25 protein-coding genes are annotated in these 24785 nt (G+C 71.6%); 11 read left to right on the forward strand and 14 right to left on the reverse strand.

Annotated elements, in window-relative coordinates:
* Complete coding sequence (locus MFF64_RS25820; protein ID WP_099905880.1) at window positions 1–696, reverse strand: HAD family hydrolase; 696 nt, start codon at window positions 694–696, stop codon at window positions 1–3.
* Between the two features lie 200 nt (window positions 697–896).
* Between MFF64_RS25820 and MFF64_RS25825 the strand changes: the two genes are divergently transcribed.
* Together MFF64_RS25825 and MFF64_RS25830 are read left to right on the forward strand one after the other, a co-directional pair.
* Window positions 897–1217: a PetM family of cytochrome b6f complex subunit 7 gene (locus tag MFF64_RS25825; RefSeq protein ID WP_099905878.1), complete on the forward strand. Its 321-nt coding sequence runs from the start codon at window positions 897–899 to the stop codon at window positions 1215–1217.
* Window positions 1218–1283: 66 nt separating this feature from the next.
* Window positions 1284–2330, forward strand: a complete 1047-nt coding sequence (locus MFF64_RS25830; RefSeq protein ID WP_238192763.1) for a YeiH family protein — start codon at window positions 1284–1286, stop codon at window positions 2328–2330.
* 20 nt (window positions 2331–2350) lie between these two features.
* Here MFF64_RS25830 and MFF64_RS25835 read toward each other — a convergent pair whose 3' ends face one another.
* The 4 genes from MFF64_RS25835 to MFF64_RS25850 all read right to left on the reverse strand — a co-directional run bounded on the left by MFF64_RS25835 (window position 2351) and on the right by MFF64_RS25850 (window position 5892).
* Complete coding sequence (locus tag MFF64_RS25835) at window positions 2351–2881, reverse strand: GNAT family N-acetyltransferase (RefSeq protein ID WP_099901389.1); 531 nt, start codon at window positions 2879–2881, stop codon at window positions 2351–2353.
* Complete coding sequence (locus MFF64_RS25840) at window positions 2869–3159, reverse strand: type II toxin-antitoxin system TacA family antitoxin (RefSeq protein ID WP_425324353.1); 291 nt, start codon at window positions 3157–3159, stop codon at window positions 2869–2871. Before MFF64_RS25840 ends, MFF64_RS25835 begins: the two co-directional genes overlap by 13 nt.
* A 237-nt stretch (window positions 3160–3396) precedes the next feature.
* A complete protein-coding gene (locus MFF64_RS25845; RefSeq protein ID WP_238192764.1) occupies window positions 3397–5268 on the reverse strand; it encodes a L,D-transpeptidase family protein in 1872 nt (623 codons plus the stop codon).
* An 84-nt stretch (window positions 5269–5352) separates the two neighbouring features.
* Window positions 5353–5892 carry a TetR family transcriptional regulator gene (locus tag MFF64_RS25850; protein WP_099902686.1) on the reverse strand — a complete coding sequence of 180 codons (540 nt, stop codon included), beginning with the start codon at window positions 5890–5892 and terminating at the stop codon, window positions 5353–5355.
* A 92-nt stretch (window positions 5893–5984) separates the two neighbouring features.
* Here MFF64_RS25850 and MFF64_RS25855 point away from each other — a divergent pair, with 92 nt between their 5' ends.
* Window positions 5985–6539, forward strand: coding sequence for a PaaI family thioesterase (locus MFF64_RS25855; protein ID WP_099902688.1), 555 nt, complete (start codon window positions 5985–5987; stop codon window positions 6537–6539).
* On the forward strand, window positions 6536–7234 hold the full coding sequence (locus MFF64_RS25860; RefSeq protein WP_238192765.1) for an SDR family NAD(P)-dependent oxidoreductase: 699 nt from the start codon (window positions 6536–6538) through the stop codon (window positions 7232–7234). The genes MFF64_RS25855 and MFF64_RS25860 overlap by 4 nt, the downstream gene beginning before the upstream one ends.
* 389 nt (window positions 7235–7623) lie before the next feature.
* Here MFF64_RS25860 and MFF64_RS25865 read toward each other — a convergent pair whose 3' ends face one another.
* Complete coding sequence (locus MFF64_RS25865; RefSeq protein ID WP_099903174.1) at window positions 7624–8409, reverse strand: SDR family NAD(P)-dependent oxidoreductase; 786 nt, start codon at window positions 8407–8409, stop codon at window positions 7624–7626.
* 196 nt (window positions 8410–8605) lie between these two features.
* Between MFF64_RS25865 and fliF the strand changes: the two genes are divergently transcribed.
* The 6 genes from fliF (at window position 8606) to MFF64_RS25895 (ending at window position 17328) form a co-directional block, all read left to right on the forward strand.
* A complete protein-coding gene (gene fliF, locus MFF64_RS25870; RefSeq protein WP_099903170.1) occupies window positions 8606–10303 on the forward strand; it encodes a flagellar basal-body MS-ring/collar protein FliF in 1698 nt (565 codons plus the stop codon).
* A complete protein-coding gene (locus MFF64_RS25875) occupies window positions 10303–11184 on the forward strand; it encodes a hypothetical protein (protein WP_238192766.1) in 882 nt (293 codons plus the stop codon). Before fliF ends, MFF64_RS25875 begins: the two co-directional genes overlap by 1 nt.
* 1 nt (window position 11185) lies before the next feature.
* Window positions 11186–12544 carry a MotB family protein gene (locus tag MFF64_RS25880; protein ID WP_238192767.1) on the forward strand — a complete coding sequence of 453 codons (1359 nt, stop codon included), beginning with the start codon at window positions 11186–11188 and terminating at the stop codon, window positions 12542–12544.
* On the forward strand, window positions 12541–13815 hold the full coding sequence (locus MFF64_RS25885; protein ID WP_099902684.1) for a chemotaxis protein: 1275 nt from the start codon (window positions 12541–12543) through the stop codon (window positions 13813–13815). Before MFF64_RS25880 ends, MFF64_RS25885 begins: the two co-directional genes overlap by 4 nt.
* 1595 nt (window positions 13816–15410) lie before the next feature.
* Entirely contained in the window at window positions 15411–16772 is a 1362-nt protein-coding gene (gene fliK / locus MFF64_RS25890; protein WP_238192768.1) for a flagellar hook-length control protein FliK, read from the forward strand.
* Complete coding sequence (locus MFF64_RS25895; protein WP_099907198.1) at window positions 16726–17328, forward strand: transglycosylase SLT domain-containing protein; 603 nt, start codon at window positions 16726–16728, stop codon at window positions 17326–17328. The genes fliK and MFF64_RS25895 overlap by 47 nt, the downstream gene beginning before the upstream one ends.
* Window positions 17329–17368: 40 nt before the next feature.
* On the opposite strand, the gene MFF64_RS25900 is transcribed toward MFF64_RS25895, so the two are convergent.
* From MFF64_RS25900 to motA, 8 genes are all read right to left on the reverse strand, one after another.
* The gene (locus MFF64_RS25900; protein ID WP_099907201.1) at window positions 17369–18097 is read right to left on the reverse strand and encodes a response regulator transcription factor; all 729 of its coding nucleotides are present in this window, start codon (window positions 18095–18097) and stop codon (window positions 17369–17371) included.
* Window positions 18098–18416: 319 nt separating this feature from the next.
* Window positions 18417–18857: a BspJ family T4SS effector nucleomodulin gene (locus tag MFF64_RS25905; protein ID WP_099907203.1), complete on the reverse strand. Its 441-nt coding sequence runs from the start codon at window positions 18855–18857 to the stop codon at window positions 18417–18419.
* Window positions 18854–19918: a flagellar biosynthesis protein FlhB gene (gene flhB / locus MFF64_RS25910; RefSeq protein WP_099907205.1), complete on the reverse strand. Its 1065-nt coding sequence runs from the start codon at window positions 19916–19918 to the stop codon at window positions 18854–18856. The genes MFF64_RS25905 and flhB overlap by 4 nt, the downstream gene beginning before the upstream one ends.
* Window positions 19919–19968: 50 nt before the next feature.
* The gene (locus tag MFF64_RS25915) at window positions 19969–20994 is read right to left on the reverse strand and encodes a flagellar motor switch protein FliG (RefSeq protein WP_207768224.1); all 1026 of its coding nucleotides are present in this window, start codon (window positions 20992–20994) and stop codon (window positions 19969–19971) included.
* Window positions 20995–21011: 17 nt separating this feature from the next.
* The gene (fliN, locus tag MFF64_RS25920; protein WP_099907209.1) at window positions 21012–21353 is read right to left on the reverse strand and encodes a flagellar motor switch protein FliN; all 342 of its coding nucleotides are present in this window, start codon (window positions 21351–21353) and stop codon (window positions 21012–21014) included.
* A 272-nt stretch (window positions 21354–21625) separates the two neighbouring features.
* Window positions 21626–21919 (reverse strand): hypothetical protein, encoded by a 294-nt coding sequence (locus MFF64_RS25925; protein WP_099907211.1) that lies wholly within the window; start codon window positions 21917–21919, stop codon window positions 21626–21628.
* On the reverse strand, window positions 21903–22889 hold the full coding sequence (locus MFF64_RS25930; RefSeq protein ID WP_099907213.1) for a flagellar motor switch protein FliM: 987 nt from the start codon (window positions 22887–22889) through the stop codon (window positions 21903–21905). Before MFF64_RS25930 ends, MFF64_RS25925 begins: the two co-directional genes overlap by 17 nt.
* Window positions 22890–22964: 75 nt before the next feature.
* Window positions 22965–23837: a flagellar motor stator protein MotA gene (motA, locus tag MFF64_RS25935; RefSeq protein ID WP_099907215.1), complete on the reverse strand. Its 873-nt coding sequence runs from the start codon at window positions 23835–23837 to the stop codon at window positions 22965–22967.
* A gap of 457 nt (window positions 23838–24294) precedes the next feature.
* Between motA and MFF64_RS25940 the strand changes: the two genes are divergently transcribed.
* On the forward strand, window positions 24295–24785 hold a 491-nt coding region (locus MFF64_RS25940), incomplete at its 3' end, for a flagellin N-terminal helical domain-containing protein (RefSeq protein ID WP_498071627.1).

The following is a 24785-nucleotide window of genomic DNA, read 5'->3' on the forward strand; positions in this document are numbered from 1 at the left end:
TTAACGGGACGATGCGTCCCAGGTCTCCAAGAGATGGGGCAGATCAGTGAATTCGTCGAAAACCCGAACGGCTCCTGCGGCCAAAAGGTCCGCACCGGCCCGGTCGTGCGCCCAGTGGCCGCCGCCGCAGAAGCCGAGGACCGGCATGCCGGCGGCCCGCGCCGCGGTGACGCCCGGCACGCTGTCCTCGATCACCACGCAATCCTCAGGCGCTACCCCCATCTGCCCGGCAGCGTAGAGGAAGAGGTCCGGGAAGGGCTTGCCCCGCGCCACCATGGCGGCGCTGAAGACGTGGTCGTCGAAATGCGGCAGGAGACCGGTGAGCGAGAGCGCGTGGCGGAGGCGCTGCGGATCGCTGCTCGAGGCGACGCAACGCCGCTCCCGCATCGTCTCCAACACCGCGGCCGCGCCGGCGATCGCCGTCAGCTCGGCGTCGAAGGCCCGCAGGGTGTCGGCCCGCACCGCGTCGACGAACCCTTTGGGCGTCGGCACGCCGTAATCGTCGGCGATATGCGCCATGATCGAGGTCATGCTGGTGCCGGTGAAGCGCCGCGCTACCGTGTCGAGATCGATCGGCACGCCGATGCGCTGCAGGTTCTCGGTCAGGCGCACGAGGCTGATCGGCTCGCTGTCCACCAGCACCCCGTCGCAGTCGAAGATCACCAGCTCCGGCCGTGCGCCCGTCCTGCCGTTCATGCCGCTCCCTTTCGTCGCTCGCCGGCGCCGTGGCATGCCGGGGAGGCCGGGATCAACCCGCCACGGTGCCGCGCTCGCGCTTGGGACGCGGCCTGCAACTCCGTGCGCCCGCAAGGGGGCCGCACCTTCTTGCGCCCGCAGGGGCCTCTCTCTACTCAAGGTGCCGCGCGTCCCGCTCAGGGCGTGGTCCGGAGCCCTGGATGATCCGCTTCCTGTGCCGCTGCCTCGGCCTGCTGCTTCTCGCCGCCGGCTTCGTCGGGATCGTCTATGACGGCGCCCGCTCGATCGCCAACAACGCGGTGCTCGTCACCTCGGTCAGCGACGTCGCCGTGGCGCTGATGAAGGACCGGGCCGCGAGCCTGCAGGCGATGGCCGAGGGCGGGCAGCCGACGCTGTGGAAGCTCCTCGGCCTGCCCTTCACCCTCTCGCCGGCGGCCCCGATCGCCCTGGTCCTCGGCCTGGTGCTGCTCTGGATCGGCCAGCCGCCGCGGACCGGCATCGGCACGAGCTTCCGTCCGTGAGCGCCGGACGTCCTTCGGGCGATAGCCTCGCCTCCAAGAGCCCTACCCCCGCGAGCAAGCCCGGCGATGCGGCCTGACACGATGGGGCGGACCGCGATCGCGGTCCTGCCCGGCCTCACCCTCTGCGTCGCCGTCACCGCGGCGGCGAGCCTCGTCCAGGCCGCGGAGGAGCGCCTCGTCCACCATCCCTACGTCGAGGCGCTGGTGATCGCGATCCTCGCCGGCATCGCGATCCGCTCGGTCTGGGAACCGGGGCCGCGCTGGCGCATCGGCATCGCCTTCAGCGCCAAGCAACTCCTCGAGGTCGCCGTGATGCTGCTCGGCGCCTCGATCAGCCTGAGCGCCCTCGTCGCCTCGGGGCCGGCTCTGCTCGCCGGCATCGTCGTCACCGTGGTGGTCGCGCTGATCGCCAGCTACGCCATCGGCCGCCTGCTCGGCCTGCCGGCCCGGATGTCGATCCTGATCGCCTGCGGCAACGCCATCTGCGGCAACTCGGCCATCGCCGCCGTCGCCCCGGTGATCGGGGCGAGCGGGGACGACGTCGCCTCCTCGATCGCCTTCACGGCGATCCTCGGCGTGCTGGTGGTGCTCGGCCTGCCGCTGCTGATCCCGCTCCTCGGCACCACGCCGACCGAATACGGCGTGCTCGCCGGCCTCACGGTCTACGCGGTGCCCCAGGTGCTCGCCGCCACCGTGCCGGTGAGCCTCGTCAGCACCCAGGTCGGGACGCTCGTCAAGCTCGTGCGGGTGCTGATGCTCGGGCCGGTCGTCCTCGGGCTCTCGCTCCTCGCCCCGCGCCTGCGCGACGAGCCCGGCGCCCCGGCCGGGGCGCGCAAGCGGCTCGGCTTCTTCAAGCTGGTGCCATGGTTCATCCTCGGCTTCCTCGCCCTCGCCACCGCCCGCTCGCTGGGCCTCGTGCCCGACGCGGCGCTGGCGCCCCTCACGCGCACCGCCGGCATCCTGACGGTGATCGCCATGGCGGCCCTCGGGCTGGGCGTCGACGTGCGGGTGGTCGCCCGGGTCGGCGCCCGGGTGACCCTCGCGGTCACCGCTTCGCTGGCGGTTCTGCTCCTCGTCAGCATCGCGCTGGTGCGGGGATTGGGGATTTCCTGAAGGCCGAACTTGTTGGATCGCTAGCTAAATGCCGCGATCACAGTTTCGATTGGCAGGAACAGCGTGCGGCCGTCTTCGGGATGCGGAACAAATTCAGCGCAGCGCAAGTAGAAGCGCTTGGCCTTTTCGTTCTTGGCATGGACCATCACGGCACCGATTCCGATGCTCTGCGAAGCGAGAGCGACTCGGCGCAGTGCGTCAGAGAGAATATCAGCACCAAGTCCCCGGCCCGCGTAATCGCGGCTGACGGCCAGTCGTCCAATTACCGAAACCGGGATCGCATCCGGCGCATCGCGGCGCAGTTTGCCCGGTGCCGCAGATCGCTCGACCGCGCCCGCCGAGATGCAGATATAGGCGACGACCTGTCTGCCATCGCAGACGACGTAGGTGCGTGAGAAACGGCTCTCGTTCTTGAGGGCTCGATCGCGAAGCCAATCGTTCAGGGCGGGCTCACCGCAATCGAAGCCCGATAGGTCATGCTCGGCCGTAAGGGGAACGGGCGGCGAGAGCACCGATCCAGACTTCCTCGCGCCGTCGCCTACCTCTGCCATGCCGGCACCCGACGCAGGAGTGACCGCAGCTTCGGTCCCGGCGCAGGTGGATTGTCGAGGGCGTGCATGAATGCGTCGAAGCGAGCGGGGTCGAGTGAGAAAAGGCGCTGGTCGAGCAGAACGTCGATCGCTTGCCGTCGCGCGCTCTCGACCATGAACTCCGTGCGCGTCTTACCGAGCACAGCGGCTGCCTCGTCGATGAGCCGCCGGGTCTCGGCCTCGATCCGCAGGTTGATGCTGCCCTTCGTGTCGGCACTCGAAGACCGTTCCGCGACCATCACGGATTCTTGGTCGTGAACCTCTGATGGAGGCAGGTGCGGTTTTACCATGAGGCGCAGCGTATGCTGCTGTATCCACGTTGTCAATACGCGATCTCGGCTCGCCGGTAGCAGCGAGCCGATGTCGGCCACGCTGCCGCCGATGAGCAAGGACGCGGCTCTATCCGGAATCCTGGGCCCGGGCCTGGTCGCGGGCAGGACGTCCGGCCGTGTGGACGCATCGCAGGATGGGTTGGGTCAGGTTGGCGGGGCGGCGGTCCGACGCTCGGCGGCGGGCGCTGGCTTCTCGGCCGAGGGCGCCTTGGCAGTGGCCGGCTTCGGCTCGACCTTGGGCTCGACCTTCGGCGCCGGCTTCTCGGTCGAGGGGGCTTTCGTGACGACGGGCTTGGTGGGGGCAGGCTTGCTGGCCGTGGGCTTCGGGACGGCAGGCTTGGCGATGGCAGGCTTGGCAATGGCAGGCTTGGCAATGGCAGGCTTGGCAATGGCAGGCATGGGCTCCGCCGCACTCCCGGTCGCTGCCGGCTTGGCGGCGGCGGGTTTGGCCGGATCGGGTCTGGCGAGTGCCCCGGTCACAGCGACGTCCGCCGGCTTGCCGGTGTCGAGGCCGTAGACGTCGTCGCGAAAATGCACCCGTCCGTCCGGGGTGGCGTAGCCGGTGAGGTAGACGAAGGTCACTGGGACCGGCTTCGCCAACTTGATGTCGCGGCGCTCGCCGGTGGCGATGCCGGTCTCGATCTCCATCGGCCCCCAGGCCGAGCCGGGGCCGTTCGGGCCCGGCGTGCCGTCGAGCAGCCAGCCGACCAGGGCCTTCACGTCGGCGACGCGCACGCAGCCGGAGGAGTGGAAGCGTACGTCGCGGGAGAACAGCGACTTCGACGGCGTGTCGTGCATGTAGACCGCGTGCCGGTTCGGCATGTCGATCCGCACCTGGCCGAGCGAGTTGTCGAAGCCCGGATCCTGGCGCAGGGTGTAGTTCACCGCCTTCTCGGTCGACCAGTCGACGGCCGTCGGCTGGACCTCCTGGCCCTGGCCGTCGAGCATGCGGATGTGCATCTTGGCGAGGTAGCCCGGATCCTTGCGCATGTGCGGGATGATGTCCTTCTTGATGAGGGACACCGGTACGGTCCAGGTCGGGTTGAAGTTGATGTTGGTGATCCTGGTCTCGACCATGGGCGAGGCGCGCTCGGGCTTGCCCACCACGGCGACGTAGCGACGCGCCACGCCGCCGTGGTCCACCGCCTCGACGGCGGCCGACGGGATGTTGACCACGACGTAGCGGTCGCCGAACGGGAAGCTCGACCCGATCAGCCGGTTGGCGGAGGCCGCGAGCTGGCGCTGGCGCACGCTCGCCGGCACGTTGAGGGCGGCCACGGTCTGGCGGCCAAGGAGTCCCGTCTCGGGCAGGTTGTGCCGGGCCTGAAAGCGCTTGAGCGCCGTGACGAGGCCGGGATCGAGGGCGTCGCTCTCCGGGCCACCCGGGGCGAGATCCTCGGTCAGCACGAGGTGGCGGCGCAAGGAAGGGATCGCCGGGTTGCGCTCGCCGGGCTTCACCACGAGGTCGGCCGGCAAGGACGGCCAGCCGCCGGCCTCGACCAGGGCCTGGTAGCGCTCGGCGGCCCGCAGGGTGTCGAGGAAGGTCGCGGGGGTCAGGGTCGGTGTGATGTCCTGCGACATCCGCGCCACCACCAGCGGCGGCAGCTCGCGCGAGACTTTCTTCGGGGTCGGCTTCCCGTCCGCGGGCTTCGTCTCGGACTGCTTGGTCTCGGCCGGCTTGGTCTCGCCCGCCTTCGGAGCGGCGCCGGGCTTGATCGGGCCGACCGGCAGCGGCGTCGCGCCGCCCGGCAGGGGCTCGGGCGCGGTCGTCACCTCGCGTCGGGCAGGCTCGATCGGTACCGGTGCGATGGGGGAGACCTGCGCGGCAGGAGCCTGGTTCTGGGGAATCTGGGTGTGAGGAGCCTGGGCCTGGGCGGCTTGAGCCTGGGGGCTCTGGCCCGGCACCGGGGCGGGCGGCAGCGGGCCCGCGGGCTCGACCGCAGCGGCAAGCCCGGTGCCGAGCACCCAGGCGAGGGCCGCCGAAGGCAGGTACGGAAACGCAACACGCAACACCATCACCGGCCTCGGGCAAGGACGCCCCCCAGCATGGTCACGCGAGGGTTACCAAAAGCCTGCCGGCCTGCCTCGGGGCGACCTGACTCAGGGGCGACTGAGTGCCCCCCGCGCCGCCGCAAGGATCTCGTCGGACAGGGCGGGATCGTCCACCGCCCGTGCCAGCACCAGAGCGCCGACGAGGCCGGAGACCGCCGCCAGCGCCGCTGCCCGGTCGCCCTCGGGCAGGACCTCCTGCATCCGGGCGAGCCGCGCCTCCAGCCCCTCCGTGAAGGCGCGCCGCACGGGGGCCGGCTGGCGCGCCGCCTCGGCTCCGAGCGCCGCCAGCGCGCAGCCCGCGCCCGGCCGGTCCCGATGGGCCGCCGACAGGTAGGCGGCGACGAAGCCGGCGAGGTCCGGCGCCGTCCCGGGGTCCCGCGGCGCCGGGGTGAGCGCCTGGGCGAGCGCCTGGGCGGCGAGGTCCTCCTTCGAGGCGAAGTGGCCGTAGAAGCCGCCATGGGTCAGCCCGGCGGCCTCCATCACCTCGGCCACCGTCACGGCGGAGAACCCCTTCTCCCGAAACAGGCGGCCGGCCGCCTCGAGAATCCGGCGCCGGTTCTCCTGGAACTGCTCGCGCGTCACCCGCATCCGATGGCCCGCTCCCGTTGACACCAATGAGGACGACGATCATCAATATCGTATCATGATTGACGTCATGTAAGAAGACCAAGGGAGCGAGCATGGCTGCCACGTCGTTGCCCGAGACGCCGCCGCGGGAGCGCCGCGTCACCTGGGCTGATCCGCGGGCCTTGGCCCGGGCCGGGCAGGGCCGGGCCGGGCTCGATTTCCTGCGGGCCCTGATCGCCGGGGAGGTGCCGCCGCCACCGATCGTCGCCCTGATGGGCATCACGCTGAGCCAGGTCGAGCCGGGCCGCGTGACGATGCGGATGCCGGCGGGCGAGTATCTCTACAACCCGATCGGCAGCGTCCATGGCGGGGCGCTGGCGACGCTCCTCGACAGCGTGATGGGCTGCGCCGTCCACAGCACCCTGCCGGCCGGGCGCGGCTACACGACCCTGGAGATCAAGGTGAACTACCTGCGGGCGGTGACGGAGGGCTCCGGCTGCGTCACGGCGACCGGCCGGGTGGTCCATGCCGGACGCCGCCAGGCCGTGGCCGAGGCGAGCCTCACCGACGAGGCCGGCCGGCTCTGCGCCACCGCCAGCACCACATGCCTGGTCTTCGACCTGCCAGTGCGCCAGGATCCGCCCGTTCGACCGGAGGAGCACCCGTGAGCCTGCCCTACCGCACCGCCCTCATCGTCGGCGCCGGCGCCGGCATCAGCGCCGCGCTCGCCCGCCTCCTCGCCGCCGAGGGGCTGCAGGTCGGCCTCGCCGCCCGCGACGCGGGCAAGCTCGCCGGCCTCGCGGCCGAGACCGGGGCCGCGACCTTCTCGGCCGATGCCGCCGACCCGCAGGCCGTGGCGGAGCTGTTCGGGCAGGCCGAGGCCCGCCTCGGCGAGCCGGACGTGGTGATCTACAACGCGAGCGCCCGGGCGCCCGGCCCGCTCGCTTCCCTCGATCCGGAGGCGGTGCGGCGGGCCGTGGAGGTCACCGCCTACGGTGCCTTCCTGGTCGCCCGGGAGGCGGCGCGGCGCATGGAGCCGCGGGGCCACGGCGCGCTACTCTTCACCGGCGCCACCGCCGGCGTGAAGGGCTTCCCGCTCTCCGCCGCCTTCGCGATGGGCAAGTTCGCCCTGCGCGGCCTCGCCCAGAGCGCAGCGCGCGAGCTCGCGCCCAAGGGCATCCACGTCGCCCATTTCGTCGTCGACGGCGCGGTGCGCAGCGCCCGCCGGCCCGATCCGGCGGACAAGCCCGACAGCACCCTCACGCCGGAAGGCGTGGCGCGCGCCTATCTCGACGTGCTGCGCCAGCCCCGCGACGCGTGGTCGTTCGAGGTCGAGCTGCGGCCCTGGGTGGAGCGGTTCTAGGATCGACGACCAATCAGCTTGGCCGCGCGGGGGGATAGATTCGGGCCCCACTCACACCGAAGATCGAGCGCGTGATCCCCTCCCCCGTATCGGAGAGGGGATCCCGCACCATTTTCTGCCGCGGAGTTTCCCCGGACAGCCCTGCTGCCGGCGGAGAAATCCCTCCCGCTGCCCGCACCGCCTCCAGGAGGCCGTAGGCCGCGCCGCGCAGGCGCTGGCCCGGCTGTCGCACTCGCGAAAGGTGGCGAGCACCTGGATTGGCGGTGGTCCCGGTCTCGCGCGCGGCTTCGGACGCCCGCGGCCGTTGCGGTGACCGCGCCGGTGCGGGACGAGGCCTGCCCGCCGGCGGCGACGATCGCCCCGGTCGCGGATCACGGCGCGGTACGGTCTCAGGCCCGGTAGCGCGCCGCCGCGTGCTCCTGCGCGAAGTTCGGCACCATCGCCCGGCGCGCCGCCTCGAAGGCGTCCCACTGGCCCTCATCCGGCAGGGACGGGATCGTCACCGCCTCGCGCCGGTCGAATCCTTTCAGGGCGGCATCGACCATCTCGCCGACCTCCATCACGCCCTGAAGGCTCTCCACCGCCCGTCCCGAGCGCTCCCAGATTTCGGTGCGAGTCGCGGCCGGCAGCACGGCCTGGACATAGACTCCGCGCGGCCCGAGCTCGGACTGGAGCGCCTGCGACAGGGTCAGCACGTAGGCCTTGGTCGCCCCGTAGACGCCGGGCAGCCACTCGGGCGCCAGGGCCACCACCGAGCTGATGTTGATGAGGCTGCCGCCGCCGCGGGCCAGGAACCCTTGCGCGGCAGCGCCGGCCAGCCGCGTGAGCGCCACGACGTTGAGGTCGACGAGGCGGTATTGCGGCGCGAGGTCGGGGGCGGAGAAGCCGGCCGGGGCCGCCGCACCGGCATTGTTCACCAGGAGGCCGATTCCGGCATCGTCGCGCAGGCGCCCCTCGACGGCGGCGAGGCCGGCCGGATCGGTGAGGTCGGCCGGCAGCACGTCGACCGCGACCCCGGTCTCGGCCCGCAGGCGCGCTGCCAGCGCCTCGAGGCGGGCGGCGTCGCGGGCCACCAGCACCAGGGAATGGCCGCGCCGGGCGAGGCGATCGGCGTAAGTGGCGCCGATGCCGGAGGAGGCGCCGGTGACGAGGGCGGTGCGTGTCGGGTCGCTCATGGGAGTACTCCAGGACGGCGGATTTTTCATGATCGCCGTCATGGAAATATTGATGATGATTGTCATCAAAGAGGTCAACCGGCCCGTATGCGGCCGGGTGCGCGAGCACACGCGGGCCCGCAACCTCCGCACAAGGCAGGGGCGTCACAGAGCGGGGAGGCAGTGTCGCCTGCGCTGGGACGGGATTGGCTGAGGGATGTCCGGTCGCGAGCAAGCCGAGAGGCTGTGGAGCAACATCGTCGAACTCGGGCCTCGGCGCCTCGCCGCGCTCGGGCTGATCGGGCTCGTGGTGTTTCTGGCGGTGGGCTTGGGGGCCTACTACCTGAGCCGGCCGGCGCAGGAGACACTCTATACCGGCCTCTCCCGCGAGGACGTCGCCCGGATCGGCGGCGTGCTCAAGGATGCGGGCATCCGCTTCGACGTCAGCGCCGACGGCGCCGCCGTGCTGGTCCCCTACGGCAATACCGCCCAGGCCCGGATGCTGCTGGCCGAGAAGGGCCTGCCGCAGAGCTCGAAATCGGGCTACGAGCTGTTCAACGATCTCGGCTCCCTCGGCATGACCTCGTTCATGCAGGAGGTGACCCGGGTCCGGGCGCTCGAGGGCGAGATCGCCCGCACCATCCAGGGCATGAAAGGCGTGCGCGCCGCGCGGGTCCACATCGTGCTGCCCGAGCGCGGCTCGTTCCGGCGCGATCAGCAGCCTCCTTCCGCCTCCGTGGTGGTGCGCACCGAGCCCGCCGACGACCGCAGCGGCGCCCAGTCGATCCGCCAGCTCGTCGCCTCGGCGATCCCCGGCATGAAGCCCGACCGGGTTACGGTGATCGGCGCCGACGGCACGCTGCTCCTGTCGGGCGACGACGGGGCACAGGCGCCCACCGGCAAGATGGCGAGCCTGGAGAAGGACGTCAGCCGCGAGGTGCAGGACCGGATCCGCCGGGCCCTCACGCCCTATCTTGGCCTCGGCAATTTCGAGGTCAGCGTCGCGGCCCAGCTGAACACCGACAAGACCTCGACCAACGAGACGATCTACAATCCCGACCAGCAGGTCGCGCGCTCGGTCCGCTCGGTGCGCGAGAACGAGAACAGCCAGAACCGCAGCGCCCAGCGGCCGACCAGCGCCCAGCAGAACCTGCCCGATCAGCGCACCCGCTCGGACGGCAACGACACCGCCAGCAACGAGACCTCCAAGAAGGAGGACCTCACCAATTACGAGATCAGTCAGCGAAACATCCAGACGGTGAGCGACGGCTATGCCGTGAAGCACCTCTCGGTGGCGGTGCTGGTCAACCGCTCGCGTCTCGCCAACGGCCAGCCGGGCCAGGACGCCGCCGCCTCCGCCAACGTCGACAAGCAGATCGCCGAGATCGAGCAGATCGTCGCCTCGGCGGCCGGCGCCAGCAAGGAGCGCGGCGACACCGTCAAGGTCGCGGCGGTGGGCTTCATCAATGACGGCCAAGCCCTCGAGCCGGTGCCGCCGCTCAGCATCGCCGACGTGATGGTGCGCCAATCCGCGACCCTCATCAACGCGGCCACCATCCTGGTGGTGGCGGGCCTCCTGATCTGGTTCGGCCTGCGTCCGGCCCTGCGCGCCATCCTGGCGGTGCCGGAGGCGGCCCAGACCGAGATCGCGGCCCTGGAAGCCGCGGGCGCCGCCGCCCTGCCGGCTGCCGCGATGGCCGAGGCCGGCGCCTTGCCGGCCCCCGGTCAGGCCGTGCCCGGCCAGCCGGCGCTCGCAGGCCCCGAAGGGATGCCCGCCATGGCGAGCCTCATCGAGGACATGGCCGAGAAGGCGAAGAACTCGCCGCAGAAGCGCCTGGAGCAGATGATCGACGTCGACGAGGAGCAGGTCGCCGCCATCCTCAAGCGCTGGCTGCTGCGTGAGGAGCCGGCGTGATGGATGCGGTGATCGCCCGCTACCTGCCCGAAATCGCCTCAGGCAGCGTGCCGCCCCAGGCGGCCCGGGGCCAGGCCCCCGAGGCCTTCGGCGACCCCTGGGCCGGGCTCGCCCGGGCCCCGCGCGCTCCCGCGCCGCTCCCGGTCGCGGACGCCCCGGACGCGATCCGGGTCGAGCCGGTCCGGACCGATCACCCGCCCGCCGGGCTGCCCGACGACCCGCTCGGCGAGTGGCACGAGGGCCTGCTGCCGCGCGCGGCCAAGCCCACCGTCCCCACGCCGCTCGCCGCCACACCGTCCGCCGCCGAGCCGGCAATCGCCGGCTCGCCTCTGATCAAGCCGGCCTCCGCCAAGCGCGAGACGCCAGAGGAGCGCGCCGCGCTGCTGGCCGCGGCCGAGGAGCGCGGCCGGCAGCAGGGCCTGGCCGAGGCGCGGGAGGAGGCCGAGATCGCCCGCCTGCGGGCGGTCGAGGCAGCGGAAACCCGCCTCGCCGAGGCGCGCCGGCACTGGAGCCAGGCCGAGGCCGAGGCTCTGGCCGACGGCTTCTCCGCCGCGCTCCGCGCCCTCGACGCGACCCTGTCCGAGCGGATCGCCCGGCTGCTGGTGCCGGTGCTGACCGATGCCCTGCGCCGCCAGGCGGTGGCCGAGCTGAGCGGCGCGCTGGCGCGCCTCCTCGCCGAGCCGCAGGCGGCCAACGTGCGGGTGAGCGGGCCGGACGACCTCCTGGCGGCGCTCGCCGCCCGCCTCGGGCCGCTCGCGGCCTCCATCTCGTTCACGGCGGCCGAGACGGCGGAGGTGCAGGTGAGCGCCGACCAGACCGTAATCGACACCCAGCTCGGCGCCTGGACGCGCCTCATCGCGGCGGCGGTGGCGGAGACCTGAGATGTCCGAGGGCCATCAGGAAATCATCATCATCAAGCGTCACGGCGACCACGAGGACGGCCATCACGGCGGCGCCTGGAAGATCGCGCTCGCCGACTTCATGACCGCCATGATGGCGCTGTTCCTCGTGATGTGGCTGATCAACTCCACCAGCAAGGAGCAGAAGCAGACCATCGCCGAGTATTTCAACCCGGTGAAGCTCGCCGAGGTCACCCACGACAAGAAGGGCCTGCGCGACCCCCACGACACGCCTTCCGAACCCGGCGCCGAGGGCGGCAAGGCCGAGGGCAGGGGCGGCGAAGGCAAGGGGGAGGGGAAGGGCGAGGGCAAGGCGGGAGACAAGGCGAGCGAGGCCGCGCCGGGCAGCCGGGCGCGGGAATCCGCCCTGTTCCAGGACCCCTACGCGGTGCTGGCGCGGCTCGCCGCCGAGTCCGAGCGCGGCGACACGGCGAGTTCCGACGCGGCTGCGGTGGAAACCGGCCAGCCCGGGATCAGCGGCGGCGACGCGGCGCGCGATCCCTTCGATCCGCTCTATTGGCAGGTCGAGCCGCTGCCGCGCCACCGCACCGAGCGGCCGGGCAAGGTCGGCACCGCGGTGACGGCGCCGTCAGAGAACCGCCTCGACGCCGCGGGCCAAGTAGCCTCCCAACTGGCCTCCCAACCGGCTTCCGCGGCCAGGCCGCGCGATCCGAAGGAGGCGCCCACCCGCCTCGCTTCGGCCGAGGACGGGCTGCCGCTCACCCCGCGGGATCCGGCCAAGGATGCCGCTCCCAAGGATGCTGTGAAGTCGGCCGCCCTCAAGGAGCCGGCGCCCAAGGACACCCCGAAGGATCCCGCCAAGGATCCCGCCAAGGATTCTGCCAAGGACGCGGGCAGGGACAAGGCGGCCGAGACCGCTGCGGTCGCCGCGATGAAGGCCGAGATCGCCAAGGCGGTGGCGCCGCTCTCCTCCGGCACGCCCACCCCGAAGGTCGAGGTGCGGCGCTCGGGCGAGGGCATCCTGATCAGCATCACCGACGAGATCGACTTCAGCATGTTCGGCATCGGCTCGGCGGAGCCGACCCCGAAGGTGGTGCGGGCGATCGAGAAGATCGCCAAGGTGATCAACAGCCGGCCCGGCCGCATCGTGGTCCGCGGCCATACCGACGGGCGGCCGTTCCGCTCCGAGGCTTACGACAACTGGCGCCTCTCGACGGCCCGGGCGCAGATGGCCTCCTACATGCTGGTGCGCGGCGGCGTCGACGAATCCCGGATCGAGCGCATCGAGGGCTACGCCGACCGCCAGCCCCGCAACCCCGCCGACCCGAAGGCGGCGGAGAACCGGCGCATCGAGATCCTGCTGCGGGGGCTGCCCGAATGAGCCGCCTCGCAGCCGGTCTCGCGATCGCCGCGCTCCTTCTCGCCGCGCTGCCAGCCTCTGCCGGCGGCGACGCTCACGGCGGCGGCCACGCCGCGCCGGCGGCCGATTCCCATGGCGGCCACGGCGAGCCGCAAAAGCCCATCGAGCCGCTGCCGGTGGCGCCCCGCGGCCTGCCGGTCGAACTGGTGCGCACGCTGCAATTGCTGCAGGACCGCATCGCCCGCGGCTCGACCCAGGCCCACCTCGCCCAGCGCCAGCTCCTCGGCCATATCGAGCAGCGCCTGCTCGCTCTCGAGCCCGAGGCGTGGACGGCGCCGGAGAACGTGCGGGCGGCGGTGACCTTCGCGCTCGGCGGCGGCGGTCCTGCGGTCCTGCGACGGATGCGCGAGACGGGGAAGGTACCGGAGGACCTGTCGGCCCTCGTGCAGGGCGCGCTCGCCTACCTGGAGGGCCGCGAGCGCGAGGCCCGGACCCTGCTCGGCCGCTTCGATCCGCGCAGCCAGCCCCCCGGCCTCGCCGGCCAGCTCGCCCTGACCCAGGCGGCGGTCACCGTGCGCGAGGCGCCGCGGCGGGCGATCGAGCTCCTCGACCTCGCTCGGCTCCTGGCCCCGGGCACCCTGGTGGAGGAGGGCGCGCTTCGCCGCGAGATCTTCATCCACGCCCAGGGCGGGGATGCGACGCGCTTCGAAGCCCTGTCGATCCAGTACCTGCGGCGGTTCCGCCGCTCGGTCTATGCCGGCAATTTCCGCCAGCGCTTCGCTACGGCGCTGACCCGTCTCGACTTCGACAGCGACCGCGCCCGCGTCGACCGTCTCGAGCGGATGCTCGACGAGATCGAGCCGGGGGAGCGGCGCGACCTCTACCTGCTGGTCGCCCGGGCCGGGCTGGAGCAGGGCCGGCGCGAGACCGCGCTCTTCGCGGCCGAGCGGGCGCTCAGCCTCGCCGGCCCCGACAGCGAGGCCGCCGCCCGGGCCCGGCTCTACCGCGCCGCCGCGCTGATCGTCGTGGACGGACGCTACGAGGAAGGGCTCGACTCGCTGCGCGCCGTCGACCGGGCCGGGCTCGACCCGTCCGACCGCGGTCTCCTCGACGCCGCGCTCTCGACCGCCGGCCAGATCCGTGGCGGCGCGCCGCCGGCGCCCGCGGCGCCGCCGACCGCCGACGCCGCCCCGCCCGCCGGCCGGCACCAGATTCCCGAGGCCGCGTCGATCGCCCGAGCGCGCGAAGCGCTCGCGCAGGTCGACCGGATGATCGACAGGACCGACCCGTGACCCCCCTCGACGCGATGCTGACGGGCCCGCGGCCACGCCTCGACGGCGCCCGCAACCCCGGCGATCCGCTCCGCTCCGATGCCGGATCCGGCTTCGACGCCGTGCTCGGCCTCCTCGAGAGCCGCGAGCGCCCCGAGCCCGCGGGATCGCCCGAAGCCGGGACGGAGCCCGTTCTGGTGACCGGCGCGGCCCCGCGCGCCGATGCGTCGCCGCGCGCGCCGACCCTGGGCGCGCTCCTCGCCAGCGCACTCCCGGGCGGACCCGTCCACCCGGGCGACGCGGCCCTCGCCGCCCTGGTGGAGCGGGCCGCCGGCCGGGCACCCGCGCCGAACCCGCCCGCGAACGCGTTGGGGCTTCGAGGCGCTGCCCCGGAACCTCGAGCCACGTCACCGGGATCTCAAGGTGCTGCGTTGAGACCTGAAGGCGCCGCCTTGGCCGGGCAGCTCGCTGCCGCGCTTCCCGGCTTGGCCGCGCTCCCGGCCGCCGAACCGGTTTCCGGTCCAGTGGCCGCCTTCGTGCCCATGGCACGCTCGCTTGCCGGCGCCCTTCCGGCGGCAGAAGCCGCGGCCCCTGCGACAACGGCCCCCGCGACAACGGTCCCCGCGACCGAGACCTCCGTGACCGGGGAGTTCCTGACCAAGGCCTCCTCGCCGGTTCCGGTGGAGCTTGCCGCACCGTCCGCCGTGCCGCAGCCCGCTATCCTGCTCGACCCTCCGCCGCGGCGGGCGCAGCCGTCCGGCCCGCAGCGCGAGGCGGCGGCGCCTCACCAGGTGCGGCTGCGCGCCGTACCGGTCCCGGACGCGTCGTTCCCGGCATCGGGAGCCGAGATCCCGTCCGGCGCGCCGGACGGGGAGGGCGACGCTCCTGAGACCGAGGCCGGACGGGTATCCGTCCCGGCCGACGGTTTCCCGTTCGCCGCCGTGCCGTGGCCGACGCGCACCGATGCGGCGATACCGTTCCCGCTTCCGGCGGCGCCGGAAGCGGCCGGCGCTCCGGCATTCGCGGCGCCGCCGCAGGCCTCCGGGCCTGCGGCCGATCCGGCAGCCCAGCAGGCACCGGTGTCGGCGGCCGGGCTGCGGCCGGCCGTGGCCGTGATCGCGCAGGAAACCCATTTCGCTCCGGTCGCGGCGCCCGTCCTCGCGGCTCGCCCAGCGGCGCAAGGCGCGGTGTCTCCGGTCGCTGTCCAGGACGCCGCGATTCCCACTGCACCGTCGATCCCCGCACCCGCGATCTCCGCACCCACGACACTCGCACCCACGACACTCGCACCGAGGACACCCGTTGGTGGGTCAGCCGCGCCACGCGATCCGGCCGGTCCACGTCCCCCCATACCGGAAGCGCCGCCGGTCATCCCGCCGTCCGCTCCCGTCTCCGCCTCGCCGGGTGTGACCTCGGCGGTGTCCCGTCCGCAGGCCATTGGGGCCTCGCCGATGCCCGGTGGAGCGACTCCGGTGCCGCCGGCCCCCGGTGCCGTCCGTCGTGAGACCGCTGTCAGGTCCGATGGGGTGCGGGCCGACACGCCGCCCGCGGCGGCATCGCCGGGTTTCCCCGCCCCGGCGCCGGCTGATCCAGGCTCGGCAGAGCCGGCCAGCCGTGTGACCGCGCCGCGCGATTCCGTCCCGCAGATCCCGCCGGTGACGGCGGAAGCCGCCCGGCCGGCGGTCGTGCCGCCTGGACCGACCAGCGATCCGGATCGGGCGAGCGCCCCCCTGGCTCCGGCACCGCAGGAATCCCCCGTCGGCCCGGCCCGCACCGCCGTGCCGGACCCGGCCGCGTCCCTCCCGCTACGCGAGGTGGTGACGGAGCCGCCTGCGACCGCGACACCGTCCTTCGTGCCAGCGGCCGCGCCGTGGCCCGGGACGGGAGCGCCGGAACCCGCCCGTGCCGCCCGGATGCCCGTTGCCGCTGCCCTCGACACGGCCCGGACGGCAGAGCCGGTGCGCCAAGCCGCCGCCGACCCCTCCGTGAGCTCGCTTTTGCCGGAGGCGGCGACCTCTCCGGAGACCAAGCTTTCGCCCGAGACCAAGCTTTCGCCCGAGGCCAAGCTTTCGCCTGAGATCAAGCCTTCGCCTGAGATCAAGCCTTCGCCTGAGATCAAGCCTTCGTCCGAGACCAGGCCTTCGCCCGAGGCCAAGCTTTCGCTCGAGACAAAACCTTCGCCCGAGACCAAGCCCTCGCCGGAGGCTCGATCCTCGCCGGAGATCATCCCGTCGCGCGATGCCGGACCTTCGCGCGAAGCCACGCCCCTATCCGAGGCTCGACTGTCACCAGAAGCCAAGCCCTCGCTTGAAACGAGGCTCGTTACCCCCGCCACCCCTGGGGAGCGTCGGGCCGAGGAAGCGGCGGGCCTGACCGCCCCGATTCCCGAGGCCGAGTCCGCTCCCGCGCCGGTACCGGCGGCGCTGCCTGCCGCCACCCTGCGTCAGATCGCGGATGCGGTGGCGACCGGGACCGCGTCCCTGCCCGATCCCGCCTCGGTCCGGGCCGGTGCGGTCGCGGCCGCCTGGAGCGCCGCCGCGCAGGCGGAGGGGCCGGTGCGGCTCCTGACGCTGCAGCTGCGCCCGGCCGAGCTCGGACAGGTCCAGGTCCGGATGCGGCTTCAGGACGGGCGCCTCGAGATGAGCCTGCGCGCCGAGCGAGAGGAGACCGCGGAACTCCTGCGGCGCGACGGCGGCCTCCTCACCGCCCTGGTGCGCGAGGCCGGCTACCAGCCCGACCTCGTCACGGTGCAGGCCGGCCGCCTGCCGGGCCAGCCCGAGGCGCCGCCGCAAGGAGGCGCGCCGGGCGGGCAGGCCCTTCCGTCCTTCGCCGGTGGGCAGCAGCAGCATGGCGGCGCGAGCCCGGACCAGCCGGCCCGCCGCATCCCCGACGCGCCCGAGGAAGGCGGGCGCCGGAGCATGGAGCAGAGAGATGACGCGCATTCCGGCGATCGCGACCGCGGCGGCCTTTACCTTTAGCGTCGCCACGGGTGCGCAGGCCGCCGCCACGGTCTCAGGGGCCGCCAAGGCGCCGCTGCCCCCGACCGGCAACGTCTGCGAGCAGCAGATGGCGCAGGCCGCCGCGCGCCACGGCGTGCCCCTCGGCATGCTCTACGCCGTCGGGCTGACCGAGAGCGGCAACCGCGGATCGCTGCAGCCCTATGCGATGAATATCGGCGGAAAGGCCTATTTCGGCGCGAGCGCTGCCGACGTGATCCGGCGCTTCGGCGAGGCGCAGGCCAGCGGCGTGCGCCTGGTCGATCTCGGCTGCATGCAGATCAACCATCACTATCACCGGGCGAAGTTCTCCTCGCTCGAGGCGATGATCGACCCGCGCCAGAACGTCGAGTACGCGACGATCTTCCTCAAGGAACTCAAGGCCCGGGAGGGCAGCTGGACCCTGGCGGTGGCGCGCTACCACGCCGGCCCGAACAACAACCCGGCCCAGAAGCAGTATGTCTGCCGGGTGATCGCCAACATGGTGGCCTCCGGCTTCGGCCAGTGGACCCCGGGGGCCAAAAGCTTCTGCCAGTAAGAACGTTCCGCCAAGAACGACCTGTCGGTGAGGCCTCGCCTCACCCCACGTAGGTGTAGCCGATGTAGCGCTTGGCCTCGATCGGGTCGTGGCCGAGCGCTTGGGCCAGCTTCTTGCGCAGCTTGCTGACGTGGCCCTCGACCACGCTCTCCTCGACGCCGTCGCTGTAGACGCCGTAGACGCCGTTGAAGAGCTGGGTCTTGGTCACCCGCCGGCCGCGGTTGCGCACCAGGAATTCCAGGATGTGCCGCTCGCGCCGGGGCAGGGAGAGGGGAGCGCCGTCGATCTCGGGGTCGCGCCCGTCGAAGAACACTTTCAGCCGCTCGGGTCCCCGGACCTGCGGGGCCGGCGTCCCTTGCGGGTCGCACGCCGGGGCGACGGCGGCCTCGGCGGCCTGCGCCTGCTCCCCGTTGACCCGGCGCCAGATCGCCTCGGTCCGGGCCAGGATCTCGCGGACATGGACCGGCTTGGGCAGCACGTCGTCGATGCCGGCGTCGAACAGCACCAGGGTCTGTTCGAGCGACCGCGAATCGGCCAGCGCGATGATCGGGGCGCGCGATTGCCGACGGATCGCGCTCGCGCAGCGGGCGCGCTCGTCGAAATCGCCCAGCAGGAAGCCTTGCACCGCGTCGAGGTCGCTGCGGGACGCCGATTCGATCCAGCTCGTGAACTCCTCCGGCGAGAGCGAGAAGGAAGATACTCCTTCCCGATCGAAGCCGGCCTTGAAGCCCGCGTTGACCGATTTCCTGGCGTCAACCAAGAAATACATCTGTCGTACCCTCATCGAGCCAGGGCGGGTGGCGCGGCGGCTCGCCGCCTCGACCTGTGCTCCATCTTCTGCCCTCGGCGCAGAACCTTCGGTGGACCGGTGCGCGGTGCACGCGCGCAGGCCCGAATTCCTGAGGCTGTCCGATTTGCGCCGATCGAATTCATGTCCGGGCCGCGGCGGCCGGTCAATGACCGGCGCGTCGCAGGGGCCCCGCTTCGCAGGGCTTTTTGTTAAGAATCGATCGGAGTGTGGATGCGGGGACGCGTTAGCTCGCTGTTAGCTCCAGGCGGCGGCCCTTCCGGTGCACGGCCGCCCCGAATCAGGCGAGCCGGGCGTCCGACAGGGCGCGGGCGAAGGCGTCGAGGCGCAGAGGCGGGCCGTCCTCGGCCAGGATGCGCTGGATCGCCACCCCGACGAAGCAGCCGTCGAGGACGAGCTTGAAGAACACCGTCACGGGCTTGGCCGCGAACTCCATGTCGAGCACCACCTGCATCGAGCGGCCCCAGTCGAGGCAGACGTCGGCGGCGTCGGCGTAGGTCAGCGTCGCGTGCTTGAAGAACGGCTCGGCCGAGGAGGCGACGAGGTCGGCGATGTTGCCGTGGCGCTCGCCCCGCACCCAGCCGATCAGCACGCTGCCGTCGAGCAGGCAGAACTCGGTGATGAAGTCGCGGATCGCCGTCGCGAAGACCTCCTCGGCCGCCGCGATCACGTCCCGGGAGATCGTCCGGGCCTGCGCGAGATCGTGGTCGTGAGGGATCATCGTTGTCTCGCGAACAGGAAGAACAGGATCTGCGCGACCGCGCGGTAGAACTCCGCGGGGATCATCTGGTCGACTTGCACAGCATCGTACAGCGACCTTGCCAGAGGCTTGTCTTCGATCACCGCGATGCCGTTCTGCTCGGCGATCTCGCGGATGCGCAGGGCGATGAGGTCCTGGCCCTTGGCGAGCACGATCGGTGCCGGCCCCTCGGAGGGCTCGTAGCGCAGGGCCACCGCGAAGTGCGTCGGGTTGGCGATGACGACGGTGGCGCGGCTGACCTGCCCGAGCATGCGCTTGCGGGTCCGGTCCTGGGCCAGCGAGCGCAGGCGCGCCTTGACGCTCGGATCGCCCTCGGTCTGCTTGTGCTCGTCCTTGATCTCCTGGCGCGACATCCGGAGCGAGCGCTGCCAGCGCAGGCGCGCCCAGACGAGGTCGCCCGCCACGATCACGATGGTGGCGATGCTCACGGCCGAGACCAGGCGGATCGCGGTCGTCAGGATCAGCTCGGGGAGCTGGCTCGGGTCGACGAACATGGCACTCACGGCTTTGCCCTGTTCCGAGCGCAGGAGCAGGAGGACGACGAGACTGACCGATGAGACTTTAAGGACGGCTTTCAGGAACTCGACCTGGCCGGAGCGGCCGAAGATCCGGCTCCAGCCCGAGACCGGGGAGATGCGGTTCCATTTCGGGGCGATCCGGTCGGCGACGAGGCTCGGGACGTTCTGGGCGAGGGAGGCGACGAGCCCGAACCCGATGAGCACCAGCAGGATCGGGGTGAGGAAGCGGGCGAGCGCGAAGCCGGTGGCGTGCATCAGCGACAAGGCGTCCTCGGCCGAAGCCAGCGAGAAGCCCCCCGGATGGTCGAGGAACGAGGACAGGTCGCGGGCGAGTGCCGCCGCCTGACCCCGGACCACCAGGCTCAGGCAGACCAGGAGCCCGAGGATCGAGGCGAAGACCGGTGCCTCGCGGGAGAACGGCACGTCGCCCTTCTCGATCGCATCGCGCACCTTCCGCTCGGTGGCGGCCTCGGTCTTGCTCTCCTGGTCGGTCTCCTCAGACATGAGTCGGTCCGCAGGCGCTCGCGCCCGACCGCTTCACGGCGCGGACCGGCTCAGCGGATGAGGGCCTCATCCTCGCCTCCCGGGTTGATCTCGATCTCGCCGCGGCCCGCCATGTCCATGGCGAGGTCGGTGATGCTGCGGCGCGCCTCCATCACGTCGCGCTGGGCGGCCGGCTCGCCGCCGTTGAGCTCGTGCTCGACCATGCGGCGGACGCGCGCCGAGAGGGCGCTGAGCACCACCGTGCGGAACTCCGCGTCGGTGCCCTTGAGGGCCAGCACCAGGCGATCGTTGGGCACCGCGTCGAACAGGGTCGTGCGTGCGCGCGGCGCCAGCTTGACGATGTCGTCGAAGGTGAAGAGCAGGCCCTTGAGGATCTCGACCGATTTCGGCCGCGAATCGGCGAGGCTGGTGAGCGCCTCGTCCATCTGCTGGCGGTCCATCTTGTTGATGATGTCGGCCATCTTGGCGTGGGTGTCGGCGCCGGAATTGCGCGACCCGTTGATCAGGAAGTCCTCGTGCAGGGCGCGCTCGACCGCCTGCATCACGTCGTCGACCACCGGCTTGAAGCTGAGCATCCGCCGCATCACGGTGTTGCGCACCGGCAGCGGCAGGTGCCCCATTACCTTGGCGGCGATGGCGGGCTTGACCTTCGACAGGATCAGGGCCGCGGTCTGCGGGTGCTCCTTGACGAGGTAGCTCGCCAGCACGCTCTCCGACACCGTCGCCATGCGCTCCCAGACCGAGCGGTTGGCGTTGCCGCGCACTTCGGCCAGGATGTCGGCGACCTGGTCGGCCGGGAGCAGGCCGGTGAGGAGCTTCTCGACCTCCTGCACCGTGCCGACGAGGCTTGCCCCGCCGGCGAACTCCTCCGCGAAGCTCTCGACCACGGTGTCGACCTGGTCGGGGCTCACCGCACCGAGCCGCGAGGCCGAGTGGGTGATCCGCTTGATCTCGTCCGGCTCGAAATACTTCAGCAGGCGCCCCGCCGCGGGCTTGCCCATGGCCAGGAGCAGGGTCGCGACCTGGTCGACGGGCGCGAGCTGCCGGGAGGCGCTGCGCAGGGCCGGGGGGGACACCGAGACGTTCACGCGGATCAGCCGTTCTGTGCGGCGTCGGCCGGGCCGACCACCTCGGTCAGCGAGACGCCGAAGCGGGAATTGTCCTCCTCGACGATGACGATCTCGCCCCGGGCGATCACCCGGCCATTGACCATCACGTCGACCGGCTCGCCGACCCGGTGGTCGAGGGGCACGACGGCGCCGCGGCCGAGCTTCATCAGGTTGGCCACCGGCATGGTGGCCGAGCCGAGCACCACCTGCACCAGGACCGGGATGCGCAGGATCGAATCGAGGTTGCGCCCGTCCTCGGCTGCTTGCGAGCCTTGGTTCGGGAAGGCGGGGCTGGCGCCGGCATCGGGGAAGGGGCTCGTGCTCATCGCGGGCTCGCGTGGAAGTCTCGAAATGTCCCTGACAGGTCTAGGCGCTCAAGCTGATCCGAGGCTTGCGGCCGAGGCTGACGTCTTCGTCCGTCGTCCCCTCTCGGCGCGTCGATGTCGGGCGTCCGGGACGGGGCCACGTGTCGCTGTCAGCGCCGCGGCTGGGCGGACGCGACGGAGCGGGTCGTGACGCAGTGTCCCGCGCGAACGATACCGGTTCGTGCAGAGGATGCGGCGCGATCGAGGCTTCGGCGCAGCGCCCGGTCGCCGCTCTAGCGGCCGCCCTCGGCCGGTGCCGCTCCGCGCCGGCCGGCCTCGAGGGCGTCGAGCGTCGCCTTCGCCTCGTCGATCTTAGCGCTCAGGGCCTCGAGCACCGCGCGTCCCTCGCCGGTGAAGCTGCGCACCGCCTCGCCGGCGCTGGCGAGCGCGTGGCCGGAGGCCGCGACCGCCCGTCCGTACTCGGCCTGGGCGCGGTCGAGGCGCTTGAGCTTCAGGTAGAGCGGCAGCACGCAGGCATTGGTGCCGACGAGGGCGGCGAGCAGCACTCCGTCAACCAGCGACACCATGCTCCGCCCCTTCCTTGTCCTGGTTGATGGCCTCGTCGATCCGCAGGACGTAGGCCCCCTGAGACTGTCCGGCCTGGCACCAGAACAGCGGCTTGTCGTTGCCCTCGAGCTTGATCCGCGTCGCCGGGGTGGCGTCGAGGGCGATCACCTGGCCGACCTTCAGCCCGGCGATCTCGCCCAGCGTCAGGTGGCGCTCCTCGAGCACGGCGCGCAGGTGCACCGTGGTCTTCTGCACCTCGGCGGCGATCTGGGTCGCCCAGCGCGGGTCGCGGCGGGTGCTGGTCTCGCCGGTGAGCACCTTGGCGAGGCTCGGCCGCAGCGGGTTGAGCACCGATTGCGGGATGATGATGAACATCTCGCCGCCGCGGCTGAGCGCCTGGATCAGGAACTTGGCCTGGATGGCCTTGTTGCTGCGCCGGCCGATCACCGCGAACTCCATCCGGGTCTCGGTGCGCTCGAGGTTGAACGCCGTCTTCGAGACGAGGCCGAAGGAGGATTCGAGCGCCCGGCCGACCTGCTCCAGGATCACCTGGGCGATGCGAAGCTCGATCGCCGAGAAGGCGCGCTCGTCGTCGACCGGCTGCTCGGTGCCGTCGGCGCCGAACAGCACCTCCACCATGGTGAAGATGAAGTCGCGGTCGAGGCCGACCAGGATGTGGCCGTCCCAGGCCGGGGCGCTGAAGATGCCCACCACCGCCTTCGCGTCGTAGGCGTCGAGGAAATCGCCGAAGCGTCCGCTCTCGACGCCGTTCAGCGAGTAGAGGATCGACGAGGCGGCGAGGTGCTTGAGGCCGTCGCCGCAGGCGGTGGCCAGGCGGTCGAAGATGAGCTGCAGCATCGGCAGCCGGTCCAGGGAGAGGCCGGCGGCCTCCTGGATGCGGGCGCGGATGTCGGCGGGGCTCCGGAGGATCGCCGGGTCGGAGGGGCCGGGAATGGAACCGGACACGGGGCCGGTCGCGGGTTCGGTCATGGATCGGGTGTCCCGGCTCTCTTCAGGCCGCGTCTCGGTCGGTCGTCATCAGGCCGCTTCGCGATTGGTCTTTGGTCAGGCCGCTTCGCGGGCTTGCGCGCCCGGCACCGTCGCGGCCTCGACCTCGTCGATGGTCGGGCGGTCGGCGGCGGCGATGCCCTTGCGGCCGTGTTCGATCGCCACCTGCGGCAGGGCGCCGTTCATGTAGGCGATCAGGCTCTGCTTCACGATGGTGTAGACCGAGCACTGCTTCTCGCGCAGGCCCTTGATCTTGATGGCGAGGGGCGCGAGCACGCCGTAGGAGGCGAACACCCCGATGAAGGTGCCGACGAGCGCCGCGCCGATGAGGCCGCCGAGGATCTGCGGCGACTGGTCCAGCGCGCCCATCGCCTTCACGATGCCGAGCACCGCCGCGACGATCCCCAGCGCCGGCAGCGCCTCCGCCACCGTGTTGATCGCAGCATAGGGCTTGAGCGCGTACTTCTTGTGCGTGCCGATCTCCTCCTCCATCAGCGCCTCGATCTCGTGCGAGCGGGCGCCGCCGATCAGGATCAGCCGGCAATAATCGCAGATGAACAGGACCAGGCCCTGGTCCTTGGTCACGTCCGGATAGTTCTTGAAGATCTCGGAATTCGCCGGATCGTCGAAATGGGTCTCGACCTCGTTGCGCGGCTTGGTCTTGATCTCGCGCAGGAGGGCGTGGAGCAGGCCGAGCAGGGACAGGAAGTCCGTGCGCTTCGGGCCCTTGTTGGTGAGCGCCTCCATGGTCGCCTTGCCGGAATCGACCACGGTCTTCATCGGGTTGGCGATCACGAAGGTGCCGGCCGCCATGCCGCCGATGATGACGAACTCCCAGGGCTGCCAGATTACGATCAGGTGGCCGCCCATGGCCACGAAACCGCCGAGCATGCAGCCGATGGCGATGAGCAGGCCGACGAGGATTCCCATATCCCGCAACGCTCCGTCTTGATGCGTAACGCTCTAAGGCCGGTGGCTTGCGCGGGGCTTTTTCGCCGGCCGCCCGGCGGGGGCCTCGCGCGGGTTGTCCTGCGGGCCGCCAGCGGAGTTTCCGTCGATTCGTCCGCGCCTTGGCTTGAGTTCTCCCAGCTTTCCCCAGGTCTTTCGGCGCCGGGCCCGCCGTTTAATCGCTTGATAAGGCGGGAATCGCGATAGTCCGTTCGTCGACGGGGCCAGAAACGGCCACCGTGGCAGGCGCAGCGGATGGGCTTTCTCGAAGCTCAAGACATGATGTCGGACTGCTGACCCCGGTGAGAAGCCGGATGTGTAGTAACGCGCAGACGGACATGTGCTTTGCAGATGCAGGCACAGGACCGTCCCTCTGCACCGGTGCGAGCCCGGAGACCATCGCACATTCCCGCCCACGCCTAAAACCGGAACGATCGCCGTGACCAGCCTGCTGACCAACAACGCCGCGATGACGGCGCTGACGACGCTGAAGTCGATCAACAGCCAGCTCGATACGACCAGCAACCGCGTCTCGACCGGCCAGCGCGTCTCGGCCGCCTCCGACAACGCCGCCTACTGGTCGATCGCCACCACCGTGCGCACCGACAACGCCTCGCTCTCGGCGGTCAAGGACTCGCTGGGCCTCGGCTCCTCGGCCGTCGACATCGCCTATAACGGCCTCAACTCCATCATCACCGACCTGCAGAACATCCGCGGCAAGCTGCAGAGCGCGCTGACCCCGGGCGTCGACCGCGCCAAGGTCCAGACCGAAATCTCGGCCATCCAGTCCAAGATGAAGGCCACCGCCGACTCGTCGAACGCCAGCGGCCAGAACTGGCTCTCGGTCGATTCGACCTCGACCAACGCCAACTACAAGGCGACGCAGAACGTCGTGGCTGGGTTCTCCCGTGGCTCGGACGGCTCCATCAC

The sequence above is a fragment of the Methylobacterium frigidaeris genome (genome assembly GCF_022179185.1).
Classification (GTDB): domain Bacteria; phylum Pseudomonadota; class Alphaproteobacteria; order Rhizobiales; family Beijerinckiaceae; genus Methylobacterium; species Methylobacterium frigidaeris.

Excerpts from the sequence above, each read along its gene's own strand:
- MFF64_RS25820 (WP_099905880.1), bottom strand. The coding sequence starts at position 696 with ATGAACGGCAGGACGGGCGCACGGCCGGAGCTGGTGATCTTCGACTGC.
- MFF64_RS25825 (WP_099905878.1), top strand. The coding sequence starts at position 897 with ATGATCCGCTTCCTGTGCCGCTGCCTCGGCCTGCTGCTTCTCGCCGCC.
- MFF64_RS25830 (WP_238192763.1), top strand. The coding sequence starts at position 1,284 with ATGCGGCCTGACACGATGGGGCGGACCGCGATCGCGGTCCTGCCCGGC.
- MFF64_RS25835 (WP_099901389.1), bottom strand. The coding sequence starts at position 2,881 with ATGGCAGAGGTAGGCGACGGCGCGAGGAAGTCTGGATCGGTGCTCTCG.
- MFF64_RS25840 (WP_425324353.1), bottom strand. The coding sequence starts at position 3,159 with ATGGTCGCGGAACGGTCTTCGAGTGCCGACACGAAGGGCAGCATCAAC.
- MFF64_RS25845 (WP_238192764.1), bottom strand. The coding sequence starts at position 5,268 with ATGGTGTTGCGTGTTGCGTTTCCGTACCTGCCTTCGGCGGCCCTCGCC.
- MFF64_RS25850 (WP_099902686.1), bottom strand. The coding sequence starts at position 5,892 with ATGCGGGTGACGCGCGAGCAGTTCCAGGAGAACCGGCGCCGGATTCTC.
- MFF64_RS25855 (WP_099902688.1), top strand. The coding sequence starts at position 5,985 with ATGGCTGCCACGTCGTTGCCCGAGACGCCGCCGCGGGAGCGCCGCGTC.
- MFF64_RS25865 (WP_099903174.1), bottom strand. The coding sequence starts at position 8,409 with ATGAGCGACCCGACACGCACCGCCCTCGTCACCGGCGCCTCCTCCGGC.
- fliF (WP_099903170.1), top strand. The coding sequence starts at position 8,606 with ATGTCCGGTCGCGAGCAAGCCGAGAGGCTGTGGAGCAACATCGTCGAA.
- MFF64_RS25875 (WP_238192766.1), top strand. The coding sequence starts at position 10,303 with ATGGATGCGGTGATCGCCCGCTACCTGCCCGAAATCGCCTCAGGCAGC.
- MFF64_RS25880 (WP_238192767.1), top strand. The coding sequence starts at position 11,186 with ATGTCCGAGGGCCATCAGGAAATCATCATCATCAAGCGTCACGGCGAC.
- MFF64_RS25885 (WP_099902684.1), top strand. The coding sequence starts at position 12,541 with ATGAGCCGCCTCGCAGCCGGTCTCGCGATCGCCGCGCTCCTTCTCGCC.
- MFF64_RS25895 (WP_099907198.1), top strand. The coding sequence starts at position 16,726 with ATGACGCGCATTCCGGCGATCGCGACCGCGGCGGCCTTTACCTTTAGC.
- MFF64_RS25900 (WP_099907201.1), bottom strand. The coding sequence starts at position 18,097 with ATGTATTTCTTGGTTGACGCCAGGAAATCGGTCAACGCGGGCTTCAAG.
- MFF64_RS25905 (WP_099907203.1), bottom strand. The coding sequence starts at position 18,857 with ATGATCCCTCACGACCACGATCTCGCGCAGGCCCGGACGATCTCCCGG.
- flhB (WP_099907205.1), bottom strand. The coding sequence starts at position 19,918 with ATGTCTGAGGAGACCGACCAGGAGAGCAAGACCGAGGCCGCCACCGAG.
- fliN (WP_099907209.1), bottom strand. The coding sequence starts at position 21,353 with ATGAGCACGAGCCCCTTCCCCGATGCCGGCGCCAGCCCCGCCTTCCCG.
- MFF64_RS25925 (WP_099907211.1), bottom strand. The coding sequence starts at position 21,919 with ATGGTGTCGCTGGTTGACGGAGTGCTGCTCGCCGCCCTCGTCGGCACC.
- MFF64_RS25930 (WP_099907213.1), bottom strand. The coding sequence starts at position 22,889 with ATGACCGAACCCGCGACCGGCCCCGTGTCCGGTTCCATTCCCGGCCCC.
- motA (WP_099907215.1), bottom strand. The coding sequence starts at position 23,837 with ATGGGAATCCTCGTCGGCCTGCTCATCGCCATCGGCTGCATGCTCGGC.